The sequence below is a fragment of the Pseudomonas sp. P7779 genome (genome assembly GCF_013386315.1).
Classification (GTDB): Bacteria; Pseudomonadota; Gammaproteobacteria; order Pseudomonadales; family Pseudomonadaceae; genus Aquipseudomonas.
In genome coordinates, this window is record NZ_JACARZ010000101.1 from 1 (window position 1) to 22,282 (window position 22,282).

Consider the following 22,282-nt stretch of genomic DNA (forward strand, 5'->3'; position numbering starts at 1 on the left):
GACCGTGCCCGCTTTAGCTTCTGATTTGGCTTTTAACACTCAAGCCGGCTTTCAGGTCGCTGTAAGAGCGGAACCAATATCGGCCATCACCCAAATAACGGATATGCCCCCGATCTACCACCCCCGCAACCGCTCCCAAACCTGCACCTCACCATTCTCCAGCAGCGCGCCATAGCTGCCGAACTGCGTCCCCGTAGCACACGCATGGTTAGGCAAAACCCTCAGCCGCGTCCCCAGCGGAAACCGCTCAACCACATCCACCGCCACCCCGTCGAACCAAGCCACCCCATGCTCCTGATTCGCGCTGCCCACCAGCAACCCCTCAATCACCTCACCACCCTCGGTACACACCTGCCCATAACCAAAATCCCGCTTCTGCGACTGCGTCCCACGATCCCGACTCATCGCCATCCACCCCGCGTCGGTAATGATCCAGCCCTTTTCCACCTGATGCCCGATCACCGTAGTCAGCACACTCAACGCCAGCTCATCAATGCGGCACACCCCAACGTTATGCATCACCAAATCAAAAAACGCATAAACCCCGGCCCGCAGCTCAGTCACACCCTCCAGGCTCACCGCCGACAGCGCCGTGGGCGTCGAACCCACACTCACCTGCAAGCAAGGCAACCCCGCCCCCCGAATCACCTCGGCCGCTGCAACACAGCGCGCCCGTTCCTGCTCGGCAATCGCCCGCAACGCCTCAGGCGTATCCAGCCCGTAACTTTCCCCGGCATGAGTCAACACCCCGGCAAGCATCCCGCCGCCATACAGCAGCCTGGCGATCTCCAGCAGCAGCGGATCCTGAGGCTTCACCCCGGACCGGTGCCCATCACAGTCAATCTCAATCAGCACCGCAAAAACCTCACCCTGCAGCGCACCAAACTCGACAATCGCCCGGGCCCCGGCAAGGCTGTCGGTGATCAGCGTCAGCGCACACCCCTGACGACGCAACGCCAACGCCTGAGGCAATTTATGCGGCGCCATCGCCACCGCATACAGAACGTCCCGAATGCCGAGGTCGAAAAAATACTCGGCCTCCTTCAACGTCGAAACCGTAATCCCCGTGGCCCCGGCGGCGATTTGTGCCGCCACCACCTCGGCACATTTATGGGTCTTCACATGGGGCCGCAAGCTCACACCCAAGTCATCGGCACGCTGCTGCATACGCAGGATATTGCGCTGCATCCGGGTCACATCCAGCAAAGCTGTCGGGGTTTCCATCGTGCACACTCCAAAAGGTAAATTGACGGTCTATCCAGTACTGGATATGTTGTCTGAATGAAAAAACACACTCCCGAACAAGCGGCCTTGATCAGCCAGCTCGAACAGATTGCCGAAGGCCTGAGCAAGACCTTCAGCCCGTTTTGCGAGGTCGTGCTGCACGACCTGCGCGACCCGCAGCACGCAATCATGGCCATCCACAACAACCTCTCCGGGCGCCAGCCGGGTGACCCGGCCACCGAGCTGGGCCTGGCGCGGATTGCCGATCCCGAGTACCCGCAGGTGATCGCCAACTACCAGAACCAGTTCGCCGACGGGCGTCAGGTCAAGAGCACTTCCATCGGCATCAAGGACTCCACCGGCAAGTACGTGGCGGCCTTGTGCATGAACGTCGACCTCTCGTTGTTCCGTGGCTTGCAGGGCATGCTGGAACAGTTCGGCTCGGTCAGCGGCGATCGGCCCGCCGAGTCTCTCGACCCGTCCGGTGCGGACGCCATTCGTGCGCGCATCGACCAGTTCGCCGCACGCCTGGCGACCACCCCACGTGCCCTCAAGGCCGCCGACCGGCGCCTGCTGATGCAAGAGCTGAAAGAAGCCGGCGTGATGGACATCCGGCGTGCCATGGAAACGGTTGCCTCACACCTTGGGGTCTCGCGGGCGGCGGTCTACACCTACGCCAAATGACCTATGCCGAGCGCGCCACGGCTTCGATTTCAATCAGATAGCCGTGGTGCAGTTCCGGCACCGGCACCACCGCGCGGGCGGGGCGGTGATCCCCCAGCGCAGCGGCGTACAAGCCATCAAATTCAGGCCAGTGTTTTACCCCCACCACGTACACCGTGACTTTCACCAGGTCTGCGGGTGAGCCGCCTGCGGCCTTCAAAATCGCCAACAGATTGTCCAGGGCCACTTGAGCCTGTTCGGCAAACGAAGCCTCGAGGTTATGACGCCCGTCAGGGCTCACCGGCAATTGACCGGAGATGTACAGCGTGCCCTGGTGGCTTACGGCCTGGGAGTAGTGACCGGCAGGCGCCGAGGCCGCGGGGGTGTGGATGAAGTTCATTGTGGAGCGCTCAGCAATTGCGCATACGTTTGGAGGTCGACGTTGCCGCCGGTCACGATGACGCCCACGCGCTGGCCCCGGAACTGCTGCTTGAGGTTTCGCAGGGCCGCGAGGCCAAGGCAGCCGGTGGGCTCCACGACCATCTTCATGCGCTGCATGAAGAACTTCATCGAGGCCACCAATTCGGCGTCCGAGACAGTGAAAATGTCAGTGACCTGCTCGCGAATGATCGGGAAGGTGTGCTGACCCAAATGCTGGGTCTGGGCGCCGTCGGCGATGGTGACGGGCGTATCGATGTGCACGATGCTGCCGCTCTGGAAGGAGCGCTTGCCGTCGTTCCCGGCTTCGGGCTCGACCCCGTACAAGAGGCAATCGGGCGCCAGCGCACGGGTGGCCAGCGCGGTGCCGGAGAGCATGCCGCCACCACCCAGGCCGACAAACAGCGCGTCCAGCGGGCCGGTGAACTCCAGCAGCTCCTTCGCGGCAGTGCCCTGGCCGGCCAGCACGTCCGGGTGGTCGAAGGAGGGGATCAGGGTCATGCCGTGTTGCTCGGCGAGTGTGCGACCAATCTGCTCGCGGTCTTCGGTGACGCGGTCATAGAACACCACCCTTGCACCGTATTCCCGGGTAGCGGCGACCTTCGCGGCGGGGGCGTCGGTGGGCATCACGATGGTTGCCGGCATCTGCAACAACCGCGCGGCCAGCGCGATGCCTTGCGCATGATTACCCGAGGAAAACGCCACGACGCCAGCCTTGCGCTGCTGCTCATCAAAACGCGACAGCGCATTGAAGGCGCCGCGAAACTTGAACGAGCCGGTGCGTTGCAGGTTTTCGCACTTGATAAACACCTGGGCGCCGGTCTCGGCATCGAGGGTACGCGAGGTGAACACCGGCGTGCGGTGGGCGAAGCCTTCCAGGCGCTCGGCGGCTTTGATTACGTCATGGTAGGAAGACGGTGGCATGGGAGGGACCTCTCGAATTTCGTTGGATGGATAAAATATCCATATCTATACAAACTGTAAAGTTGCATTTCATGCTAGCGTTTCGGGCTTCTCTGATCTGTAGAGGGCTCGACGTTGATTCGACTGACCGATTACATCGCTGATTTTTCCCGTTCGCCGCTGGCACCCTGGGTGGATCTTGCGCCGTGGGAGTTGGTGACCCAGGCGCCGGAAATCGTTCGCAAATTGCTGGCGGGGCTTTCTGATGATGACTATGAGATTCATGACGAGATTGCCGTGCACCGTACTGCGGTCGTGGAGGCGGGCGCTGTTTTGAAATCGCCGCTGATCATCGGCGCCCACTGTTTTATCGCTGCCGGTGCCTACCTTCGCGGCGGTTGCTGGGTGGATGAATATTGCATCTTCGGACCGGGTGCAGAGCTCAAGACATCCTTTGTCTTCAGCGGCAGCAAGTTGGCGCATTTCAACTTTGTCGGTGATTCGGTATTGGGCCGCGGGGTTAACCTGGAAGCCGGCAGTATCGTGGCCAACTACCGGAACGAGCGTGACGACAAGGAAGTGCAGGTGCGCATTGATGGGCAGTTGCAGCGCACCGGCTGTGACAAGTTTGGCGCGCTGCTTGGGGATCAGTGCCGGGTGGGAGCCAATGGCGTGCTGGCGCCGGGTGCGGTGCTCGGTTCAGGTCGTGTGGTGGGGCGCGGTCAACTGTTCGATGGAGAAGTGGGCAACGGTTAGTCGAAAAGAACGTGGTATGCCGGCGGGTTATTAAATAGAATGAATCTCATTTGAGACTGGCTCGCGCCGCGCAGGTTACTTGCCATGAATGATGCTGTAGTGCCGACGCACCTCGCTGAACCCAGCCTTCACACGTTGTATCGCGACCACCGCAGCTGGCTCGAAAGCTGGCTGCGGCGCCGCTTGGGCAACGCCTGGGATGCGGCCGACCTGAGCCAGGACACGTTCCTGCGGGTGCTGGCCAGCGCGCAGCCGATTGCGCAATTGCAGGAGCCCCGGGCCTATCTGGTGACGGTGGGCAAGCGCTTGCTGGTGAATTTTCACCAGCGGCGCAGTCTGGAACAGGCGTATCTCAATGCGTTGATGCAGTTGCCGGAGGCTTGCGTGCCGTCGCCGGAGCAACGCTGGTTGCTGCTGGAAACCCTGCAAGCCCTGGATGAATTGCTCGACGGTTTGCCGGCGGTGGTGCGCCGCGCGTTTCTTTGGAGCCAGCTGGAAGGACTCGGCTATCGGGAGATTGCCGAGCGGCTCAAGGTGTCCGAGCGTACGGTCAAGCGCTACATGGCCCAGGCTTACGAGCATTGCCTGCTGGTGGAACTGTGAGCCGTACTGCGCCGGATCTCGCCCGGGCGGCGGCGCAATGGCTGGCGTTGCTGGAATCCGGCAGCGCCACCGAACGTGATCACGCCCGCCTGCAGCAGTGGCGTGACAGCCATCCCCAGCATGAGCAGATCTGGCAAAAAGCCCAGTCGCTGCGCCAACGGTTTACCGACTTGCCGCCAGCGTTGGCCATGGCCAGCCTTGATCGTCCGCAACCGGGACGGCGTGCAGTACTCAAGCGTGCCTTGGGCGTCGCCGCGTTGTTGCCAACCGCGTGGTTGCTCAGCCGGCAATTGCCTATCGACGTGTGGCGCGCCGACCTGCACACCGCTACTGGCGAACGCAAGCGAGTGCCGCTGTTGGATGGCAGCAGCCTGCAACTGAATACCGCGAGCGCGGTGGACGTGGATACGGCCCGGCGCCGTGTGACGCTGGTGGAAGGGGAGATGGCGTTGACGGTGCCGGGGGCTGGTGCGCTGACGGTGCAGACGCGTTATGGCCAGGTGATCGTCAGCCAGGCTGAAGTGTGTGTGCGGCAGTTGTCTTCCGGGTGTTTGGTGTCGGTGTTGAAGGGCGCGGTGCAGGTGCAGGACCTGCGTGGGCAAGTGGCGACATTGCAGGGGGGGCAGCAGGCACGGTTGCAGGCGTCGGGGATGGGCGCTGCGGTGGGGTTTGATGCGTTGCAATTGGGTTGGCGCGACGGTGTGCTGACTGCGCAGAACCAGCTGTTGGGTGATTTTTTGCGGGAGCTGGAGCGGTATCGGCCGGGTGTGCTGCGCTGGGACCCGAGCCTTGAAGCGCTGCGGGTCACTGGGAGTTTTCAGTTGGCCGATACCGATCGAATTCTTGCGTTGCTGGCGTCGACGATGCCGCTGCAAGTGCAGTCCCGTACGCAGTATTGGGTGACGTTGACGCCGCGTAAATCGGCTGCTTGATGCGATCCTTGTGGGAGCGGGCTTGCTCGCGAAGAACCTGAGAGCGCCGCGTTGAATCAGGATGCCCGCGTCATCGTTAACNNACATTTGAACCGTGCCCGCTTCAGCTTTTGATTTTGGGCGGACTCAACACGTGCCTTTCAGATCACATGCGCCCGCTGCAGCTCAGTCAACGCCAGTGCCTTGAGCCGCGCCAACAGCGGATCCCGCCGATCCCGCGGATGCACCAGCTCCACCGCCAGCTCCTGGCGAATACTGCTCGGCCGGTTATCCATCACCAACACCCGGTCACTCAGGTACAGCGCCTCGTCCACATCGTGAGTCACCAACAGCAGGGCGATCCCGTGGTGCTCGGCCAATTGCAGCAGCAGGTCCTGCAGCTTCATGCGGGTAAACGCATCCACCGCGCTGAACGGTTCGTCCAGCAACAGCACCTGCGGTCGTGAATACAGCCCGCGAGCAATCGCCACCCGTTGCGCCATCCCGCCAGACAACGCCTTGGGCAACGCCTGGCCAAAACCCGTAAGCCCCACCTCATCGATCAACTGCGCGACCCAGGCCTTGTCATAGCCATCGTCATCGCTGAAACCAATGTTTTGCTCCACCGTCAGCCACGGCATCAGCCGTGGCTCCTGGAACACAAACGCGACCTCACCACCACCTTGCAACAGCTCCCCCTGATAGTCCTTTTCCAGCCCGGCGACGATCCGCAGCAAGGTGCTTTTGCCGCAGCCACTGGGGCCCAGCAAACTGACGGCTTCCCGCGGCTGCAAGGCCAAATGGACATTGGTCAGCACCGTCGTCGCGCCGAAGTTTTTCCGCTCGACGCGAATGTCCAGTAGCGCTTCACTCATGCTCAATTCTCCGGGCCTTGGCCGTTGAAGGTGTCGCGCCAGGCCAGGCAGCGTTTTTCCAGGGCCGCCAACAGGCCGTCGCTGATCTTGCCCAGCAGCGCCAGCACGATGATCGCCGCCAGCACAATGTCAGGCCGTGAGGTTTCCCGGCCATCGCTGAGCAGGTAACCCAGGCCCTTGGTCGCAGCGATCAACTCGGCCGCCACCAGGAACATCCACGCCAGGCTCAGGCCGCTGCGCAAGCCGGTGAACAGGCCGGGCAGGGCGGCAGGCAACAGGATGCGACGCACCAGGCGCGTGCGGCTGAAGCCATACATCTGCCCGACTTCCACCAGCTTGCGGTCGATGTCGCGAATGGCCGCGACGCCATTGAGGTACACCGGGAAGAACGCGCCGATGGCAATCAGCACGATCTTCGAGGTCTCATCAATGCCCAGCCACAGCAGCAACAGCGGCACCCAGGCCAGGCTCGGGATCGAGCGCAGGCCGGCGAAGGTTGGTTCCAGGTACGCCTCGGCCTCGCGGCTCAAGCCGACCCAGGCGGCAAACACCAGGGCCAGGCCGGCGCCGATGGTGAACCCCAGCAGCACCCGCAACAGGCTGGCGCTGATGTGTTTCCACAGCGCGCCTTCGGCGAGGTCGGTGAGGGTCACGGCGATCTCGCTGGGCGCCGGCATCTGGTAGGACGGCAGCCAGCCGATGCGCACCACCACTTCAAGGATCACCAGGATCAACACCGGCAACGCCAGGCCCTTGAGCCGCCGCGGCCAGGCGCTGCGCTGCACGGTGAGCGTTGGCGCGAGTGCGACGGGCAGGGTTTCGCTTTTGCTGCGCATGACGCTCCCCTTATGGACGAGGCAAAGCCTGGCCAAAGCTTGGGTCGATCAACTGGTCGATCACCTGATCCACATTCACCCCACGGCGCACCAGTTCTTCCGACACCAGGATCGGCGCGGCCGCCTTGGACGACACCACGTCCTGGGCAGTGAGCAATGGGCTGCTCAAGTCGGTACGCGACAATTGCAGCTTGGCCACGTCCAGGGGCAGGCCGGATTCGTCGGCCAGCAGCTTGGCGAATTCGTCGGGGTGTTTCACCGCCCAGTTGCGGGCTTTTTCATAGGCGCCGAGCACCTTGGCGACGGTCTGTGGGTGCTCCTTGGCGTATTTGTCGGTCACGCTGACCACGCCGTAGCTGTTGAAGTCCTTGTTGCGGTACAGCAGGCGCGAACCCGCCTGGATTTCGCTGGCGGCCATGTGCGGGTCGAGACCGGCCCAGGCATCCACATCACCTTTCTCCAGGGCGGTACGGCCGTCGGGGTGCTGCAGATGCACCAGCTCCACGTCGTCCTTGTTCAGGCCGGCTTTCTGCAGGCTGCGCAGGGTGAACAGGTACGGATCAGTACCTTTGGTGGCGGCGATTTTCTTGCCCTTGAGGTCGCTGACGCTCTTGAACGTTGAGTCCTTGCGCACCACCAGTGCAGTCCACTCGGCGCGGCTGTACACATACACCGACTTGATCGGGCTGCCATTGGCCCGGCTGAGCACCGCCGACAGGCTGGCGGACGAGGCGAAGTCGACGCCGCCGCTGTTGAGGTATTCCAGGGAACGGTTGCTGCCCTGGCTCAACACCCAGCCGACCTTGGTTTGCGGCAGCGCTTCTTCAAGCCAGCCGAAGTGCTTGAGCACCAGGCTCACCGGGGAGTAGTAGGCGTAGTCCAGGTTGACTTGCGCAGGATCGGTTTCCGCTGCGTGGGCCAGGGGTTGCAGGCTGACGGCCAGGGCGCAGGCGCCCAACAGGGTATTGAAGAAGGGTTTCATGGAACAGCTCCGGACAAGGCGGGAAAAGAGAAGGTTTTTCTTATATTCAGAAAATCCATATGGCATGTTCCATCATGCGTTATAGGAATATGCAGTCTCTGTGCCAGCGTCTTTGCAAGGCAGGGCAACACCCTGGCGTAGCAGTTGTCGAGCCCAAGCGAGGCTGCGTTCGCGGTGTGTCAGACAGACCGCTGACGCAGTCTCGCTTGGGCTTGACAGCTGCTACGTGGGGAGTGGTTGGGAGTAGGGAGGCGGGCACTTTGTTGAATCACTGTTGGCTGTGCAACAGCTTGCATATGTTTTTAGGGAATAAATAAAGAGTTATATATTCCTTTTGTTGGTTTCACGAATAGGGCACTTTGAGTGCCTGCGCATTCGTGCGGATTGACCCAACAGACCAAAGGAAAGCCGACATGACCATTAAAGCGATCAACGTGCGCAACCAGTTCAAAGGCGTGATCAAGGAAATCCTGATCGGCGAAGTGGTGTCCGAGATCGACGTGCAAACCGCGTCGGGGATCGTGACGTCGGTGATTACCACACGCTCGGTGCGTGACCTGGAATTGAAGGTGGGCAGTGAAGTGATTGCCTTTGTGAAGTCGACTGAAGTGTCGATCGCCAAGCTGTAAACCCGAGTCCAGTTGTGAACCCAATCCAAATGTGGGAGCGGGCTTGCTCGCGAATGCGGTGTGACAGTCGACATCTACAATGACTGATCCACCGCTTTCGCGAGCAAGCCCGCTCCCACATTTTGTTTTGCATACAGCCGTTGGAGGGTTAGTTGAGTCGAGGCCCGCCTCCCGATGGCCGGGCCCCAGGCTTCTCATCCGACGCATCCGGCAGTGCCTTGGGCGTTTCACTCGGGTCCTTGTAGTCCTTGTGCAAATCCCCATCCAGCCGGTTGCTCGACGAGCCGCCGCTTTGTGGTGTGGAGTCGAAATGCTCCCACTCCGATTGCTGGAAGCGGAACAGGCTGTCATCGGTCGGCGTGTCGCGGCCGTGGTAGTGGTGGATCTCGTAGTGGGCGTATTCGACCTTGTCCGCCCAGTTGTCCTGCAACAAACCGTCGCCGGCCAGGTCGCGGTACCAGTCGTTTTCCTTCTCGGTGGCCTTCTGTTTTTTATTGTGGTCGACGAAGTAACCGATGATCCCGCCTACCACCGCCAACACCACGCCCACCAGGAACAGCGGCCCGGTCAGCGCCGCCGCCGTGCCCGCGCCAAACAGCGCCGCCGCACCCAATACCCCGGCCGACGCGCCGAACGCACCGCCCGCCACTTGCAAGCCCCCTGCGGCCTGAGCCAACGGGTCTTTGCTGTCCACGCCGCTTTTGATCGCCAGGGCGCCGAGCACAATGTCGGCAAAACCACCGGCAATGTCCGTCGCCGGGCCCAACACCTTGATCACGGAACCGGCGATCTTCGCCGATTGGGAGGCGCCAAGCTTGGCCGCACCGGCTGCCTTGAGGCCGTCATCCAGGTGAGTGGCGAGGCCTTCGGTAGCTTCGGTTACCGCCTTGTCGCCCTCGCCAAACAGCTTGGCCACGCCGTCGTACTGGCTGTCGGGAACCGCGTCCAGGGCCGCAGCGATTTCCTTGCTGACCTTTGAGTCGATTTCGGTGGGCTTGCTGAAGTCGATGACTTTGCCGGCCGCCCCTTCCTTGCCCCAGATTTCCGGCAGGGTCTTGTCCAGGCCGAGGAAGTCCACCAGGCCGCCCTTGCCCAGGGCTTCGCCGATCTTGTCACCGAGCTTGACGAAGTGGCTGGCGCCGCCGGCAAAACTCAGGAAGTCCTTGGCGATGGTCATGCGTTGGGCCGGGGTTTCGCCGAGCTTGCCGCCTTTGCCCACCAGTTGGTAAATCCCCGAGAACAGGCTGACGCCGGCGCCCATCGAACCGAGGATGCCTTTGCTGTTGAGGGTGTTGAACACTTCGCCGAGCATGCCGCGATCCGCCACCGGGATATACGGTTTGCTCAGGGCGGTTTTCACGTCGGCTTCGCTGATGGTGCCGCTGTTCTTGTAGACGTCGCCGAGCTCTTCCAGGGCCTTGGTCACGGCCGAGGATTTCTCCTTGCCCTCCAGGCCTTCGTTGAGGAATTTCTCCAGCACTTCCTGGCTGCGGCGCGGCAGGTCCAGCAGGTTGCCCTTGAGCACGCCCTTGAGCAGGCCGAACAGGTCCTTGGTGGCCAGCTCCTTGTTGTCGTCGGAGATCTTGCTCGGGTCCGAGAGAATCTCGTTGAGGTCGGTGGTGAGGCCATCGGCCTGGATATTCTGCGCGGCCTTGGTGGCGGCTTCCGGGTCGAACAGCGACAGCGAGGTCAGGGTGTTGCTCAGGTCCTGCTGGGCTTCGTGGCTCTTGCCCTGTTTTTGCAGGTCCTTGAGGTACAGCACATAGTCGGGGTTGCTGGTCAGGTCGAGAAGCTTCTGCTTGATCTCGTCCTTGTTGGGCAGGTGACTGATGGCGTCGTCCATCTTGGTCTTGTAGTCGGCCTGCACCGTCGGGTCCTTGAACAACTCGCCGATCTGCTCCTGCACTGCCTTGCCGTCGATGATGTCGTGCATGTCGGCGGAGGTGAGCTCGGTCTGCTTGTCATCGAACTCGCGCCAGGTGGTGTTGAACGGGCGCTTGGATTCTTCGTAGCCGGTGATGCCATGGCCGTTCTGGTAGGCGGCCTGGGCTTCCAGGGCACGGACCAGTTTGGCCCGTGGGTCGTCTTTGGGAATCGAGCCGTCCTTGACGCCGGCGCGGTAGGTGTCGATCAGTTCGGTGGTGGCCAGTTCGCTGACGCTCTGGGTCGGCGACTTGTCGTCGTCCTTGTCGGCATGCACGCCGGTGTCGAGGTTGAGCACGTCGAGCTCATCGTTGCTCGGCAGGTTGTACTTGGCGCGGGTCTCGTCGACGGTGCCGGCGCTCCAGGCTTCCCATTTCGCCACCACTTCGTCGTAGAGCTGCGGGCTGAGCTCCTTGGAGACGATGACCTTGCCTTCGCTGGTTTCATAGCGGATCAGGCCGTCCCCCAGCTCGTCGGGGGAACCGAAGGTGATCTCGGTGTTCTTCAGGAAGTCATTCGGCCCGGCCAGCTTGTAGCCGGCGTCTTCACTGGAGTGGATCTTGCTCCAGGTGTCCTGGGCGGTGGCCACGCTCTTGAACAGTTCCGGGCTGACGTCGGCCGATACGACGACCTTGGTGCCGTCGTGGGTTTCATAGGTCAGCACATTGCCTTGCTGGCCTTCGATCCAGCCGAAGCCCTTGTAGTCGTTCAGCTCCGGCGCCTTGGTATTGGCGTCTGCCAGGGTCGAGCCGTCGTTGAGCGCGGACTCTACGGCGGCCTTTTTGTCGGGGTTGGTGTAGACCTCGTGCAGGCCTGCCAGGTAGTCGAACAGCTTGGGATTGTCGTCGCGGGCCACGACCATTTTCTGGCCATTGCTTTCAAAGCGGATCAGGCCGGGGCCGACTTCATCCTTGGGGCCGACGGTGGTGCCGGCGTAGGGCGGCCACACTTCGTTGTCGCTGGCGCGCTTGTAGCCGGCGTCTTCGCTGCTGCCCAGGCCGGTGAAGCTTTCATAGGCTTCCTTGGCTTTCTGGAAGGCCTCGGGGTTGTCGCGCTGGCTGATGACGAACTTGTTGCCGTCCTGGGTCTCGTAGCGAATCACGCCGGGGCCGGTTTCGTCGGGCGGGCCGAGGGATTTGTAATCACCGAGCTTTTCCGGGGCCGTGGCGTCGCCGCCCAGGCGCTGGTAGCCGGCGGCTTCGCTGGCGTTGACGCCGGAGAGTGCCTTGAAGTCGGCGCTGACTTGCTTGAACAGCTCGGGGCTGTCTTTTTCGCTGACGATGACTTTCTTGCCGTCCTGGGTTTCATAGCGGATCAGGCCGGGGCCGACTTCGTCCGCCGGGCCGATGGCCTTGTAATCCCCCAGGGTGGTGGGCGGCGCGGCGTCCTTGGCGGCCAGTTCATAGCCTTGTTCCTTGCTGGCAGCGAGCCCTTGCGCGGTTTTGTCGCCGGCCTCCACCTTCTTGTTGTTGGCGCTGTTCTTGAGCAGCACGTGGAACGCCGCGCCGGACTTGGGCGGTGTGAGAGGAAGGGCTTTGGGGTCGGTCGAGCGGTTGAGCGGCTGGGTCGTCATGCCATGGAACTCCTGCTGTTACCGGTGGGACGAATCGGCAAAAACAGTAACAGCAGGGGTTCGGCGGTCGTTGCGAAAAGTTGTGAATTGCGCCTTAACGGTGACGCAGGCTGCGTTCCAGGCGGGCGATGCCTTCTTCCAGCATGGCCCGTGGGCAGCCGAAGTTCAGGCGCACGAATTGCTGGCTGTCATCGCCGAATTCAATCCCGGCGCTCAAGCCGACCCTGGCCTGTTCGAGGAAGAACCGTTGCGGGTCGTCCAGGCCCAGGGCGCTGCAATCCAGCCAGGCCAGGTAGGTGCCTTGAGGCGCATGCATGACCACGCCGGGCAGGCGGGTTTGCACGGCGTTCAGCAGGTAATCGCGGTTGGCTTGCAGGTAGGCCACCAGCGCCTGCAGCCAGTCGCCGCAGTCGCTGTAGGCCGCACGCGTGGCTTCCAGGCCCAGGGGGCTGACGCTGTCGACCATGCCGCAGCGGGCTTGGTTGAAGCGCTCGCGGATCTCGGGATTCTGGATCACCGCGAAGCAGGTCTTCAACCCGGCGACGTTATACGCCTTGCTCGCCGACATCAGGGTGATAGTGCGCTGGGCAATCTCGGGGCTGAGGCTGGCGGTGGGAATATGCCGGCGGCCGTCAAAGCACAGCTCGGCGTGGATTTCATCGGAGACGATCAGCGCACCCTGGTCCAGGCAGGCGCTGGCCACGGCCAGCAGTTCCTCACGGGGGAAGACCTTGCCCATCGGGTTGTGCGGGTTGCTCAACAGCAGTGCCCCGGCGCCGGTGAGGGCCTCACGCATTGCCGGCAACGGCGTGAGGTACTCGCCTTCGGCGCTCAGCTCAAATGGCACTTCGATCTTCGGCAGGTTCCAGTGGCCGGGCGCCAGGCGGATCGGGCGATAGTTGGGGGTTTGCAACACCACCGGTTGGCCGGGCTGCACAAATGCGTGCAGCGCCATGTTGAAACCAGGCTCGACCCCCGGCAGGAACAGCAACTCATCCGGCTGTACGCGCCACGCGTACTTGGCCCACAGATCGGCGACGATCGCCTCGCGCACGCCATCGCAGGCCACGCTGTAGCCGAGGATCTGCTGACCCAGTCGCTCGTGCAACGCTTGAAGCACGGCCGGTGGGGCAGCGATGTCCATGTCGGCAATCCACATCGGCAGAACGTCTTGCGGGTAACGACTCCACTTGGTGCTGCCGGTGCCGAGGCGGGAGTGGATCGTGTCGAAATCAAAGCTCATGGGTGGCTCGTATCAGGGAGGCGGGCGTAGAAATGGCGCTGATTCTAGCGCCATTAATTTTACGCGCCAGCGCTGATTGCCGCCCGGGCGCCCGCTTGCCGGTCAAATGCCTCGGCCAACTGCGTGTGGGCCTGTTCCAGGCTGCGCTGCACGGCGGCTTCGCCACGCACCATGGCCCCCAGATAGACGAAATCCACCGCGTGAATGCCCACGGTTCCAAGGATCGCCTGCAGGTAGGGCGTGAGGAAGTCGGGCTCGCGGTTTTTTCGCGAACTGCCGGAGCTGACCAGTACAAAGGTGCGCCGGTCCTTGAGCAAGCCGACTTTCTCAAACTGCGGATTCACCGTGAAACTGCGGTGGATGCGCACCACATGGTCGATCCAGCACTTGAGGGCCGCCGGCACCGTGAAATTGTGCACGGGGGTGCAGATGATCAACAGGTCACAGGCTTCCAGCTCGACAATCAGTTGCTCGGAGCGCTCGGTTGCCGGGCCGCTCAGGCCGCCGGGCGTGGTCAGGGCGTTGGCGTATTCCCGGGTCAGCGCCGGCAAGCCCTGGCCGCCGTAGTCGCGTTCGACCACTTCGGCCTCGGGTGCCTGTTCGCGGAGCAGGGCGCGGGCCAGGCGGAAGGTCTGGGCGGCCTTGCCGTGGGGGCTGAAGCTCAGTAGCAGGGCGCGGGTCATTGGCCGAGGTCCTGTGAAAAGTGCATCCCCAGTGGCAGCAGGCCCTGGCGAAAATAGAAGCGTTGGGCCAGGGCCATGTGCATGCCGGTGTCCAGCACCAGGTAGCGATAGCCCAGGCGGCGGGTGTGCTGGCGTACCTCGTCCAGCAGGTGCGCACCCAGGCGTCGGCGTTGCAGGGAGGCGTCCACCACCAGGTCATCGACGTAGATAAAGCGCCCATACAGCAGGTTTTCCGTCAGGCGATAACCGGCCAGGCCCAGCACCTGGCCGTTTTCCCGGGCGGCCAGCAGGCGGTAGCCGGTTTCGCGCTGGCGCTGGATCTGCTGGACGAAGGCGTGCGGGCCTTCGAGCTTTGGCCGCAGTTGCTGCATAACGGCAAAGCAGGCCAGGCAGTCGGCGTCGCTTTCGATGTGCACAAACTCAACAGAGTCATTCATGGTTGCCGTGCTCCATGTGCGCTTTTACGGCGGCAGGGACTTTGCGAAAGCTGATGGCGACGCGGTTCAGGGCGTTCATCAGGGCGATAGCCAGGGTCAGGTCGGCAATTTCCCTGTCATCGAAGAGGGCCTTGGCCTCGGCATAGTGTTCGTCCGGCACCTCGGTTTGTGCGACCTGGGTGACCGACTCGGCCCAAGCTAACGCGGCGCGTTCACGCGGGCTGAACAACGGCAACGCTTCGCGCCAGGCGGCCAGCAGCATCAGCTTTTCCAGGCTCACGCCCTGTTTGAGCAGGTCGCGCGAATGTGAGTCCAGGCAGTAGGCGCAGCCGTTGAGTTGCGAGACCCGCAGGTACACCAGGTCAATCAATTCCTTCTCCAGGCCGCAGCCGTGGATGTAGCTGTGCACCGAGCCAAGGGCCTTGTAGCCGACGGGCGCCGCCAGGGCGTAGTCGAGACGGTGTTGCATGGGGTGCTCCTTGTTTCGTGAAGTGATGCCGTCAGTGTGGCGGCCGGGTCGCCGGCTCAATAGGGCCAAGAATGGACAAGCGGGTTGGGACAAGATCAGACTTCAGGGCTGATTCACTGTGAGCCGGATAACGATGTCGTCACTGCCCAAATACCAGGAGATCTACCGGCGCTTTCGCCAGGCCATCGACCAGGGCCAACTGCGCCCCGGTGAGCGGGTGCCGTCGGTGCGCAGCCTGGCCCAGGAACTGAAGGTGGCCCGGGGCACGGTGGAGACGGCCTACCAGTTGCTGGTGAGCGAAGGGTTCTTCCTGGCGCGGGGCCAGGCGGGAACAGTGGTGGCCGAGGCGTTGCCGCAGCGCTCGATCAAGTCGTTGCCGGTTGAACCCGAACCTGTGGCGCCGGCGTCGGCCCCGCGCCTGTTGCAGTTGGGCTTGCCGGCGCTCGACAGCTTTCCGCGCAAGCTGTGGGCGCGGCTGGTCACCCGGCAAGTGCGCCGAGCCGATGTGAACAGCCTGACCATGGGCGATGTGCGTGGCGCCCGCTCGCTGCGTGTGGCGATCGCGCAATACCTGGCGCTGTACCGGGGCGTGGAGTGTTCGCCGGAGCAGGTGTTCGTGTGTGCCGGTTACTCGGCGTGCCTCGCGCTGGTGTGTGATGCGCTGCAGATGGCCGGCCAGCCATGCTGGTTCGAAGACCCGGGCTACCTGCATGCGCGGCAACTGCTGCTGCACCTGGGGGTGCAGTTGGTCCCGGTGCCGGTGGACCACGACGGGCTTGATGTGGAGGAGGGCGTACGGCGTGCGCCCGGCGCCCGGCTGGCGATTGTCACCCCGGCCCACCAGAGCCCGCTGGGGGTCGCCCTCGGTACTGCGCGGCGCCATCGCTTGCTCGATTGGGCACAGGCCCACGGCGGCTGGGTGGTGGAAGACGACTACGACAGTGAGTTTCGCTACAAGGGCCAGCCCCTGGCCGCGCTCAAGAGCCAGGACACGGCCGATCGGGTGATCTACTCCGGCAGTTTCAGCAAGATGCTCTTCCCGGGGCTGCGCCTGGGTTATCTGGTGGTGCCTCGGGCGCTGCTCCCGGCCTTTGAGGCCAGCGCCGGCGTGCTGCAAAACCGCAGCGCCGAATTGCTGCAAGCCACCACGGCGGACTTTCTCGACCAGGGCCATTTCACCCGTCACCTGAAAAAAATGCGCCAGCTCTACAGCGCGCGGCGCGGCTTTCTGGTGGAGGCACTGGCCAGTCATTGCGGGGCGCTTTTGCAGGTGGATGAGCAGTCCGGCGGGATCAACCTGCTGGCGCGGCTGCGGGTGGACGTCTGCGATCAGGCCGTCGCTGCGGCCGCCGCACGTGCCGGGCTGGGGATACAGGCCGTGTCGGGCTGGAGCATCGAGCCCGGCGGTCAGCAAGGCCTGTTGATGGGCTTCACCAACCTGGCGACTCGCCAGCAAGCGGTGCAAGCGGCGCTGGTGTTGCGCGAGGTCATCGACGGCGCTTTATGAACACCGGTTGAACATCTTCATTCGCCACATCGGCCCCGAGCTTCTACCCTGAAGGCATAGCCCTCAGGACGCCAAGCGCTCATGTACAAAGACCTGAAGTTCCCGGTTCTGATCGTACACCGCGACATCAAGGCCGACACCGTTGCCGGCGACCGCGTCCGGGGCATCGCCCGGGAGCTTGAGCAGGAGGGCTTCAGTATCTTTTCGGCGGTGGACTACGCCGAGGGTCGCCTGGTGGCTTCGACCCATCACGGCCTGGCCTGCATGCTGATTGCCGCCGAGGGAGCCGGGGAAAATACCCATCTGATGCAAAACATGGTGGAGCTGATCCGCCTGGCGCGGGTGCGGGCGCCAAACCTGCCGATCTTCGCCCTCGGTGAGCAGGTCACCCTGGAAAACGCCCCGGCCGATGCCATGAGCGAGCTGAACCAGTTGCGGGGCATTCTTTATCTGTTTGAAGACACCGTGCCGTTTCTTGCCCGGCAAGTGGCCCGTGCGGCCCGCGCCTACCTGGATGGCCTGTTGCCGCCATTCTTCAAGGCCTTGGTGCAGCACACGGCGGATTCCAATTATTCCTGGCACACCCCCGGTCACGGCGGCGGCGTGGCCTATCGCAAGAGCCCGGTGGGGCAGGCGTTTCATCAGTTCTTCGGGGAAAATACCCTGCGTTCGGACTTGTCGGTGTCGGTGCCGGAGCTCGGCTCGCTGCTGGACCACACCGGCCCGTTGGCCGAAGCCGAGGCGCGGGCAGCGCGCAACTTCGGCGCCGATCACACCTACTTCGTGATCAATGGCACTTCCACCGCCAACAAGATCGTCTGGCACTCGATGGTGGGCCGGGATGACCTGGTGCTGGTGGACCGCAACTGTCACAAGTCGGTGTTGCATTCGATCATCATGACCGGCGCCATCCCGCTGTACCTGTGCCCGGAGCGCAATGAACTGGGGATCATCGGGCCGATTCCCCTGAGCGAGTTCAGCCCCGAGTCGATCCGCGCCAAGATCGACGCCAGCCCGCTGACCCGAGGCCGACCGGCCAGGGTCAAGCTGGCGGTGGTCACCAACTCCACCTATGACGGCCTGTGCTACAACGCCGAGCTGATCAAGCAGCAACTGGGCAACAGCGTCGAGGTGCTGCACTTCGACGAAGCCTGGTACGCCTACGCGGCGTTTCATGAGTTCTTCGCCGGGCGCTACGGCATGGGCACCTCGCGCACGCCCGACAGCCCGCTGGTGTTCACCACGCACTCCACGCACAAGCTGCTGGCGGCGTTCAGCCAGGCGTCGATGATCCATGTGCAGGATGGCGGCGTGCGCAAGCTGGACCGCGACCGCTTCAACGAAGCGTTCATGATGCATATTTCCACCTCGCCGCAGTACAGCATCATCGCCTCCCTGGATGTGGCGTCCGCAATGATGGAAGGGCCGGCGGGGCGTTCCTTGCTGCAGGAGATGTTTGACGAAGCCCTGAGCTTCCGCCGTGCCCTGGCCAACCTGCGCCAGCACATCGCCGCTGAAGACTGGTGGTTTTCCATCTGGCAGCCGCCGCTGGTGGCGGGCATTGACCGGGTGGTGACGGCAGACTGGCTGCTGCAACCCCAGGCCGACTGGCATGGCTTTGGCGATATCGCCGAAGACTACGTGCTGCTGGACCCGATAAAAGTCACCCTGGTGATGCCTGGCCTGAATGCCGGCGGGGCTTTGAGCGAGTGCGGAATTCCCGCTGCGGTGGTCAGTAAATTCCTCTGGGAACGTGGGCTGGTGGTGGAAAAGACCGGGCTGTATTCGTTCCTCGTGCTGTTTTCCATGGGCATCACCAAAGGCAAGTGGAGTACCCTGCTCACCGAACTGCTGGAATTCAAGCGCAGTTATGACGCCAACGTGAGCCTTGCTGTGTGTTTGCCATCGGTGTTTCAGCAGGGCCCGGCGCGGTATCAGGGATTGGGTTTGAAGGATCTGTGCGACCAGTTGCACAGCTGTTACCGCAGCAATGCCACGGCCAAGCACCTGAAGCGGATGTACACGGTACTGCCGGAAATCGCGATGAAACCGGCCGACGCCTACGACCTGTTGGTCAAGGGCGAAGTCGAGGCGGTGTCCATCGACGCTTTGCCAGGTCGGGTCGCAGCGGTCATGCTGGTGCCTTACCCGCCGGGCATTCCGTTGATCATGCCGGGTGAGCGCTTTACCGAATCGACTCGCTCGATCATTGATTACCTGGCGTTTGCCAGGACGTTCGATAGCAGTTTCCCCGGCTTTGTTGCCGATGTTCATGGATTGCAACACGAAGATGACGGCAGTGGTCGTTGTTACACCGTCGACTGCATCAAGGGTTAAGGATGTTTATGCAAGCTGTAATGAACCCGAAGTACCCGGGCCTCAGTGTCCGGGTGGCTGACGAAGGATTTGACGCCTACGTGTGGGGGAACGACTTCAGCTTTGAAGTCAACGCCTACGGCAAGCCGGAAATGGGCAAGCGCGTCGACCAGTGGGCGGTGGAGCGTATCGTGCCGTACCGCAAATGCTACGGCATCGACCCCGAGGAGTTCGCCAGCTTCCGTGACGCGGCCGACAGTGCGGTGTTCATGGCCTACCTCGATGACCGGCCCGTGGGGCATATCGTGGTCAGCACCAACTGGAACGGCTTTGCCCACGTGGATGAACTGGCGGTGGTCTTGCCCGCGCGGCGCCACGGGGTGGCGAAGGCGTTGCTGGACGTGGCGCAGTTCTGGAGCCGCAAGAAGAACCTGCCGGGGATGATGCTGGAGACCCAGAACAACAACCTCGGTGCCTGCCGGCTGTATGAGCGCTGCGGGTATGTGATGGGCGGGATCGACCACCTGCGCTATCGTGGGATTGATCCGCAGACGCGCGAAGTGGCGATTTTCTGGTATCGGTTGTTCAAGACAGAATTGGAAGCAGTCTGAGCTGCACCGATCAACTGTAGGAGCCGTCGAGCCCCAGCGAGGCCGCGATGGCGGTGTGTCAGGCAACCTCTTTATCGACTGTGCCGCCGCCTTCGCAGCCTCGCTAAAGCTCGACAGCTCCCACATTCGATTTGCGCAACCCAAGTACTTGCGACCGAACACACAACTCCCAGACTTCCACCGACCCCCTGTGAGAGCCGTCGAGCCTCGGCGAGGCCGCGATGGCGGTGTGTCAGGCAACGTCTTTATCGACTGTGCCGCCGCCTTCGCAGCCTCGCTGAAGCTCGACAGCTCCCACATTCGATTTGCGCAACCCAAGTGCTTGCGACCGAGCACACAACTCCCAGACTTCCCCCGATCCCCTGTGGGAGCCGTCGAGCCCCAGCGAGGCCGCGATAGCGGTAGATCAGGCAACCTCTTTATCGACTGTGCCGCCGCCTTCGCAGCCTCGCTGAAGCTCGACAGCTCCCACATTCGATTTGCGCAACTCAAGTACTTGCGACCAAACACACAGCTCCCAGACTTCCCCCGATCCCCTGTGGGAGCCGTCGAGCCCCAGCGAGGCCGCGATGGCGGTGTGTCAGGCAACCTCTTTATCGACAGTGCCGCCGCCTTCGCAGCCTCGCTGAAGCTCGACAGCTCCCACATTCGATTTGCGCAACCCAAGTACTTGCGACCGAACACACAGCTCCCAGACTTCCCCCGATCCCCTGTGGGAGCCGTCGAGCCCCAGCGAGGCCGCGATAGCGGTAGATCAGGCAACCTCTTTATCGACTGTGCCGCCGCCTTCGCAGTCTCGCCAAAGCCCGACAACTCCCACATTCACGGCAATGTGCTTGTCAGCAGGTTTTCAGCCTTCTCGGTGACAATCTCCAGCAGCGCATTCAAGGCGGGCGATGGCTCGCTGCCCTTCAGGGTCAACGCATACAAGGTCACCATAATCGGCGGTGACAATGGGCACGCATCCAGCCCGGCTTCCCGTGCGCCGCTGGCGGTGAACGGGTCGACAATCGCCAGGCCTTCCCCGGCTTCTACCATGCTGCGCATCATCTGGTACGTCTGCACCCGCGTTTGCACCACCGGCAGCGGGCGCAGGGCTTGCAGTTTGCTGTCCAGCAGGCGACTCAGCGGGTCCTGGCCTTCAAGGCCGATCATCGACTGCCCGGCCAGTTCCTGTAGCGCAATGTACTTCTGCCGCGGCTTCAGCCAGCCATGGGGCGTGAGCAATTGCAGCTTGCCGTGGGCCAGCGGTTGGCTGTGGATTTGCGGGTGTTCCGGGTCGTGCAGGCTCAGGCCGAGGTCGGCTTCGTGCAGCAGCAGGCTTTTGACGATGTCCCGGGTGGAATGGCTGGAGAGGTTGCACGGCATGTCTTGGAAACGTCGGCGCAGCACGGCGATCGCCTGGGGCAGCAGTTGATTGGCCAGCGGCGGGGTGCACAGTGCGCGCAAGGGCGGGGCATGATGGTGCTTAAGGCTGCTGGCCAGGCGTTGCACCGGCTCAAGGGCTGCATAGAGGTGGGCGATTTCGGCCTGCAGCTCAAGGGTTTCCCGGGTGGCCTGCAAGCGTCCGCGCACACTGGCGAACAGCATGAAGCCCAACTGCAGCTCGGCATCCTTGAGGGTTGCGTCCACATCGGCCACAGGCAGTTGCAACCATTCGGCGGCGGTGCCGAGGTGTCCGGTCTGTAAAATCGCTTGAATGACTTCGATATGACGTAAACGCATGGCCGGAGTCTATGTTCAGCGCGACGTGGATTCAATGGCTCAGGCCCGGGCGTGGAAAAAAGACCCGCCACGGCAGCGCCCCAACTAGACTTGCACGATCAAGTCCCTTGGCGCCTGCAATCAGCAGGTCATACAAAGGGCGTATCAACCAGAGGATCCACGGGGGAGCCTTATCGATGCTCGGTAAAACAGACACGCGCGGGTTTTCGTTGTGGGACCTGCTGGTGGTGGTGCTGGTGGTCGGCGTGTTGGCGGTTGCGGTGGGGCCGCGGATCTTCGGCGACGTGACTCAGTCGGAAATCGCCACGGCCAAGGTCCAGTTGAAAGAGCTGGGCAAGGCAGTCGAGCAGTTTCATCAGGATGTAGGGCGTTATCCTACCGACGACGAGGGGCTGGCGGTGTTGACGGTTCAGCCAGCGGGAGAAGGGAAGTGGCGGGGCCCCTATCTCAAGGATCAGGACATGCTGACGGACCCTTGGGGCGTGGCCTATCAGTACCACTATCCTCCCAGCCAGGCCAAAACCAACTTTGATCTGTTCTCGTTCGGCAAGGACCGGACACTGGGAGGCGTCGGCGATAATGTTGATATCGCCTATGGGGAATAAAGTCTTATGAAGCGTGGATCGTGGCGGATTCGCGGGTGATGATAGTGCCCGACTGAATCAGCCTGAACTCATCGCCATCCAGTTTTTCTACGCGGTCGCCAATGGCCAGCTTGTAGGTGGTGGTGGGCGCCGAGCCAGCCAGGCCGTCGAGGGGCGGGTTGGATTCCTGGAACTCATGCACCGAATAAACGCGACCTTCCGCGTCTCTGGCATGGAACTGTCCGACAAGTACTGCTGCCATCTGTTTAGAACCTCTGGAGATAAACACTCGATTTGCGGTTCTGTAGACCGTAGGAGAGCGGGGTAGTTTACCTATTGAAAAAAAATACTATTCGTTGACTTTTTCAGACATTACTTACAAATCCATCTG

Annotated in this window: 22 protein-coding genes; 9 read left to right on the top strand and 13 right to left on the bottom strand. The window is 62.4% G+C overall.

What is annotated here, in order from left to right; genetic code table 11:
* Positions 1-114: 114 nt before the first annotated feature.
* Positions 115-1,224 carry a DSD1 family PLP-dependent enzyme gene (locus tag HX869_RS26150; protein WP_177008511.1) on the bottom strand — a complete coding sequence of 370 codons (1,110 nt, stop codon included), beginning with the start codon at positions 1,222-1,224 and terminating at the stop codon, positions 115-117.
* Positions 1,225-1,281: 57 nt separating this feature from the next.
* On the opposite strand from HX869_RS26150, the gene HX869_RS26155 reads away from it, so the two are divergent.
* A complete protein-coding gene (locus HX869_RS26155; RefSeq protein ID WP_003212543.1) occupies positions 1,282-1,908 on the top strand; it encodes a transcriptional regulator in 627 nt (208 codons plus the stop codon).
* A 1-nt stretch (position 1,909) separates the two neighbouring features.
* Here the strand turns inward: HX869_RS26155 and HX869_RS26160 are convergent, their stop codons facing one another.
* Complete coding sequence (locus HX869_RS26160) at positions 1,910-2,287, bottom strand: RidA family protein (RefSeq protein WP_177039962.1); 378 nt, start codon at positions 2,285-2,287, stop codon at positions 1,910-1,912.
* Positions 2,284-3,249 carry a threo-3-hydroxy-L-aspartate ammonia-lyase gene (locus HX869_RS26165; protein ID WP_178903879.1) on the bottom strand — a complete coding sequence of 322 codons (966 nt, stop codon included), beginning with the start codon at positions 3,247-3,249 and terminating at the stop codon, positions 2,284-2,286. The genes HX869_RS26160 and HX869_RS26165 overlap by 4 nt, the downstream gene beginning before the upstream one ends.
* A 114-nt stretch (positions 3,250-3,363) precedes the next feature.
* Here HX869_RS26165 and HX869_RS26170 point away from each other — a divergent pair, with 114 nt between their 5' ends.
* The 3 genes from HX869_RS26170 (at position 3,364) to HX869_RS26180 (ending at position 5,519) form a co-directional block, all read left to right on the top strand.
* Positions 3,364-3,984 carry an LpxA family transferase gene (locus HX869_RS26170; protein WP_003216998.1) on the top strand — a complete coding sequence of 207 codons (621 nt, stop codon included), beginning with the start codon at positions 3,364-3,366 and terminating at the stop codon, positions 3,982-3,984.
* An 84-nt stretch (positions 3,985-4,068) separates the two neighbouring features.
* The gene (locus tag HX869_RS26175; protein ID WP_087693848.1) at positions 4,069-4,587 is read left to right on the top strand and encodes a sigma-70 family RNA polymerase sigma factor; all 519 of its coding nucleotides are present in this window, start codon (positions 4,069-4,071) and stop codon (positions 4,585-4,587) included.
* A complete protein-coding gene (locus tag HX869_RS26180) occupies positions 4,584-5,519 on the top strand; it encodes a FecR domain-containing protein (protein WP_177008502.1) in 936 nt (311 codons plus the stop codon). The genes HX869_RS26175 and HX869_RS26180 overlap by 4 nt, the downstream gene beginning before the upstream one ends.
* Positions 5,520-5,659: 140 nt before the next feature.
* Here the strand turns inward: HX869_RS26180 and HX869_RS26185 are convergent, their stop codons facing one another.
* Genes HX869_RS26185 through HX869_RS26195 form a run of 3 tightly spaced genes read right to left on the bottom strand, consistent with a single transcriptional unit; the run spans position 5,660 to position 8,191 of the window.
* Complete coding sequence (locus HX869_RS26185) at positions 5,660-6,373, bottom strand: ABC transporter ATP-binding protein (RefSeq protein ID WP_008431321.1); 714 nt, start codon at positions 6,371-6,373, stop codon at positions 5,660-5,662.
* A gap of 2 nt (positions 6,374-6,375) precedes the next feature.
* Positions 6,376-7,209 carry an ABC transporter permease gene (locus HX869_RS26190; RefSeq protein ID WP_003217006.1) on the bottom strand — a complete coding sequence of 278 codons (834 nt, stop codon included), beginning with the start codon at positions 7,207-7,209 and terminating at the stop codon, positions 6,376-6,378.
* 10 nt (positions 7,210-7,219) lie between these two features.
* The gene (locus tag HX869_RS26195; protein ID WP_178903880.1) at positions 7,220-8,191 is read right to left on the bottom strand and encodes an aliphatic sulfonate ABC transporter substrate-binding protein; all 972 of its coding nucleotides are present in this window, start codon (positions 8,189-8,191) and stop codon (positions 7,220-7,222) included.
* Between the two features lie 413 nt (positions 8,192-8,604).
* Here HX869_RS26195 and HX869_RS26200 point away from each other — a divergent pair, with 413 nt between their 5' ends.
* Positions 8,605-8,820, top strand: coding sequence for a molybdopterin-binding protein (locus HX869_RS26200; protein WP_003217010.1), 216 nt, complete (start codon positions 8,605-8,607; stop codon positions 8,818-8,820).
* A 148-nt stretch (positions 8,821-8,968) separates the two neighbouring features.
* Here the strand turns inward: HX869_RS26200 and HX869_RS26205 are convergent, their stop codons facing one another.
* From HX869_RS26205 to HX869_RS26225, 5 genes are all read right to left on the bottom strand, one after another.
* On the bottom strand, positions 8,969-12,316 hold the full coding sequence (locus HX869_RS26205; RefSeq protein ID WP_178903881.1) for a hypothetical protein: 3,348 nt from the start codon (positions 12,314-12,316) through the stop codon (positions 8,969-8,971).
* A gap of 94 nt (positions 12,317-12,410) precedes the next feature.
* Positions 12,411-13,559, bottom strand: coding sequence for a MalY/PatB family protein (locus HX869_RS26210; RefSeq protein ID WP_087693843.1), 1,149 nt, complete (start codon positions 13,557-13,559; stop codon positions 12,411-12,413).
* Between the two features lie 59 nt (positions 13,560-13,618).
* Positions 13,619-14,242 (bottom strand): FMN-dependent NADH-azoreductase, encoded by a 624-nt coding sequence (locus tag HX869_RS26215; RefSeq protein WP_178903882.1) that lies wholly within the window; start codon positions 14,240-14,242, stop codon positions 13,619-13,621.
* Positions 14,239-14,679, bottom strand: a complete 441-nt coding sequence (locus HX869_RS26220; RefSeq protein WP_102369040.1) for a GNAT family N-acetyltransferase — start codon at positions 14,677-14,679, stop codon at positions 14,239-14,241. The genes HX869_RS26215 and HX869_RS26220 overlap by 4 nt, the downstream gene beginning before the upstream one ends.
* A complete protein-coding gene (locus HX869_RS26225; RefSeq protein WP_177019623.1) occupies positions 14,672-15,148 on the bottom strand; it encodes a carboxymuconolactone decarboxylase family protein in 477 nt (158 codons plus the stop codon). The genes HX869_RS26220 and HX869_RS26225 overlap by 8 nt, the downstream gene beginning before the upstream one ends.
* A 133-nt stretch (positions 15,149-15,281) precedes the next feature.
* Here HX869_RS26225 and HX869_RS26230 point away from each other — a divergent pair, with 133 nt between their 5' ends.
* The 3 genes from HX869_RS26230 (at position 15,282) to HX869_RS26240 (ending at position 19,582) form a co-directional block, all read left to right on the top strand.
* Positions 15,282-16,655 carry a PLP-dependent aminotransferase family protein gene (locus tag HX869_RS26230; RefSeq protein ID WP_178903883.1) on the top strand — a complete coding sequence of 458 codons (1,374 nt, stop codon included), beginning with the start codon at positions 15,282-15,284 and terminating at the stop codon, positions 16,653-16,655.
* 81 nt (positions 16,656-16,736) lie between these two features.
* The gene (locus HX869_RS26235) at positions 16,737-18,992 is read left to right on the top strand and encodes an arginine/lysine/ornithine decarboxylase (RefSeq protein WP_178903884.1); all 2,256 of its coding nucleotides are present in this window, start codon (positions 16,737-16,739) and stop codon (positions 18,990-18,992) included.
* A gap of 20 nt (positions 18,993-19,012) precedes the next feature.
* Positions 19,013-19,582, top strand: coding sequence for a GNAT family N-acetyltransferase (locus HX869_RS26240; RefSeq protein WP_003217028.1), 570 nt, complete (start codon positions 19,013-19,015; stop codon positions 19,580-19,582).
* Between the two features lie 822 nt (positions 19,583-20,404).
* Here HX869_RS26240 and HX869_RS26245 read toward each other — a convergent pair.
* Positions 20,405-21,307, bottom strand: a complete 903-nt coding sequence (locus HX869_RS26245; protein ID WP_178903885.1) for a LysR substrate-binding domain-containing protein — start codon at positions 21,305-21,307, stop codon at positions 20,405-20,407.
* Between the two features lie 176 nt (positions 21,308-21,483).
* Between HX869_RS26245 and gspG the strand changes: the two genes are divergently transcribed.
* The gene (gene gspG, locus HX869_RS26250) at positions 21,484-21,912 is read left to right on the top strand and encodes a type II secretion system major pseudopilin GspG (RefSeq protein ID WP_102369043.1); all 429 of its coding nucleotides are present in this window, start codon (positions 21,484-21,486) and stop codon (positions 21,910-21,912) included.
* Positions 21,913-21,916: 4 nt separating this feature from the next.
* Here the strand turns inward: gspG and HX869_RS26255 are convergent, their stop codons facing one another.
* Positions 21,917-22,153 carry a hypothetical protein gene (locus HX869_RS26255; protein ID WP_003209248.1) on the bottom strand — a complete coding sequence of 79 codons (237 nt, stop codon included), beginning with the start codon at positions 22,151-22,153 and terminating at the stop codon, positions 21,917-21,919.
* Between the last annotated feature and the right edge of the window lie 129 nt (positions 22,154-22,282).